Source organism: Thermus sp. (assembly GCF_037444525.1).
GTDB lineage: Bacteria > Deinococcota > Deinococci > Deinococcales > Thermaceae > Thermus.
This window is the reverse complement of record NZ_JBBIMD010000117.1, coordinates 1-2273: the sequence shown is the minus strand read 5'-3', so window position 1 is coordinate 2273 and position 2273 is coordinate 1. Positions and strand designations below refer to the sequence as shown.

Below are 2273 nucleotides of genomic sequence, written 5' to 3'. Positions count from 1 at the left end.
AGGACCTTGCTTGGCGCACCCCTCCCATCCCGCCCAAGAAGGCCCCGCCCTTCTTCGGCCAGGAAAGGGCCTTAAGGGCCCTGGAGGCCGCCTTTCGGGCCAAGGGCCACGGCTACCTGGTGGGGCCAAGCGGCCTGGGGAAGCGCCGCCGCCTCCTGGCCCTCCTCAAGGGCAAGCCCTTCCCCCAGGAGGAGCTTCTTTACCTGCCCCTGGGGGAAGAGGCCTTTCCCCTCCTCCTTCCCCCCGGGGAGGGCCGGGCCCTTTTGGAAGGGGTAGAGGCCCTGCTTTCGGAGTTCACCCCCGGCCTCTTCCGGGAGAAGGGCTTTCTCTACGCCAAAAGCCTGGTGGAGGCCCGCCACGAGGAGGAGGCGGAGGCCCTTCTAAGGGCCCTTTCCGAACAGGCCAAGACCCGGGGCTTCCAGCTGGAGGAAGGCCCAGAGGGTTTGACCCTGCGGGGCCAAGGGCCCATGCCGCCGGACCTTTCCGCTTCCCTGGAGGAGACGGTCCTAGGTTACCTGGAAATCCGCCAGCGGGCCCAGGCGGAGGTGGCCGCCCTGAGGCGGGGGTTTGCCGAGCGGGTCCTGGGGCCTAGGGCCGAGGGGTTGAAGGCGCGCTTTCCCCAAGCCCGGCACTACCTGGATTGGCTTTTGGAAAGCCTGCTTCGGGCCGCGGCCCTAGAGGAGGAGCTGGACCCCAAGGCCCTCCTTCCCCGCCTCCTGGTGGAGGGGGGGGAACGGGTGGTGTACGAGCCCAACCCCACCCCAGAGCGGCTTTTCGGCCACCTGGAGTACGAGGTGCGGGAGGGGACCTACACCACCCACCTGGGCCTCCTCCGCCCGGGGGCCCTCCTGAAGGCGGGGGGTGGGGTCTTGATCCTCGAGGCCCACCGGGTGTGGGAGCTTGGGAGCTACCCCCTTCTCAAGCGGGCCCTGGCGGAAGGGGAGGTGGAGCCCCTCGCCCCCCGGCCCGAGGTGAAGGGCCCCCGCCTCAAGCCCGCGCCCCTCACGGCCCAGGTCTTCCTGGTGGGCCCCCCGGAGGTCATGACCTTTCTAGAGGAGGACGAGGAGTTTTTGGAGCTTTTCCCCTACCGGGTGGAGTTCAGCCCCGAGATCCCCTATACGGAGGAGAACGTGGCCTACCTGGGGGGGTTTTTGGAGGAAGAGGGCCTTCCGGTGACCCCCGAGGGCCTGGCCGCCCTGGCGGACGAGGCGCGGCGCTGGGTGGGGCACAAGGAAAGGCTGGATGCCCGCCTTTACCGGGTGCTGGACCTGGCCCGGGAGGCCTCGGTCTACGGGAACCCCTTGGACCGAAAGGCGGTGGAGAGGGCGGTCAGGGCCCGGGAGGACCGGTTTAGCCTGGAGGAGGAGCTCTACCTCAAGGAGGTGGAGGAGGGCGTGGTGGCCCTGGAGGTGGCCGGGGAACGGGTGGGGGAGGTGAACGGCCTGGTGGTTCTGGAAGGCCCCCTGCCCTTGGGCCGGCCGGTGCGCATCACCGCCCAGGCGGGCCCCGGGCGGGAGGGGATCCTCTCCATAGACCGGGAGGTGGGCCTAGGGGGGCAGGTCTTCCACAAGGCGGTCCTCACCCTGGCGGGGTACCTCCGCGGGCGGTACGCGGAGCTTGGGGCCCTTTCCGCCACGGTGAGCCTGGTCTTTGAGCAGAGCTACGGCGGGATAGAGGGGGACTCCGCGGGGCTTGCGGAGCTCCTCGCGGTCCTTTCCGCCCTCTCGGGGCTTCCCCTCAGGCAGGACCTGGCGGTGACGGGGGCCATAGACCAGACGGGGAAGGTGCTGGCCGTGGGGCGGGTGGCGGAGAAGGTGGAGGGGTTCTTCCGGGTCTGCCGCGCCTTGGGCCTCACGGGGACCCAAGGGGTGGTCCTCCCCAAGGCCAACCTGCCCCACCTGGTCCTGAGGCCCGAGGTGGTGGAGGCGGTGGAGGGGGGCCGCTTCCACCTCTTCGCCGTGGAGGACGTGGACGAGGCCATTGAGCTCCTCTTCGGGCGGCGGGCCTACTGGGTGCACGAGAGGGTGCGGGAGGCCTTGGAGCACTTCCAGCACCTGGAAAACGGGGAGGGCAAGTAGGCTCCCTCCCGGGGAGGATACGCCGTCCGGGCTAGGGCGCGGGCTCCAAAAGGAGCGTAGCCCGGGCGGGGGCCTCGAGGGCCATGGGGAGGTAGGCCCCCCTCGCCCAGAGGGGGAGGAGGTCGGCGTAGTGGGGGGAGAGGGGGTGGCCGGACTGGCCCATGGGATGGATGAAGAGGGAGGCTTCGAGGTCCG

General features: G+C 70.2%; 2 protein-coding genes. One reads left to right on the top strand and one right to left on the bottom strand.

Annotated elements, in window-relative coordinates; genetic code table 11:
* A partial coding sequence (locus WKI94_RS11920; protein WP_337845937.1) for an AAA family ATPase occupies positions 1 to 2078 on the top strand: 2078 nt, incomplete at its 5' end.
* Positions 2079 to 2109: 31 nt separating this feature from the next.
* On the opposite strand, the gene WKI94_RS11915 is transcribed toward WKI94_RS11920, so the two are convergent.
* A partial coding sequence (locus tag WKI94_RS11915; protein ID WP_337845938.1) for a penicillin acylase family protein occupies positions 2110 to 2273 on the bottom strand: 164 nt, incomplete at its 5' end.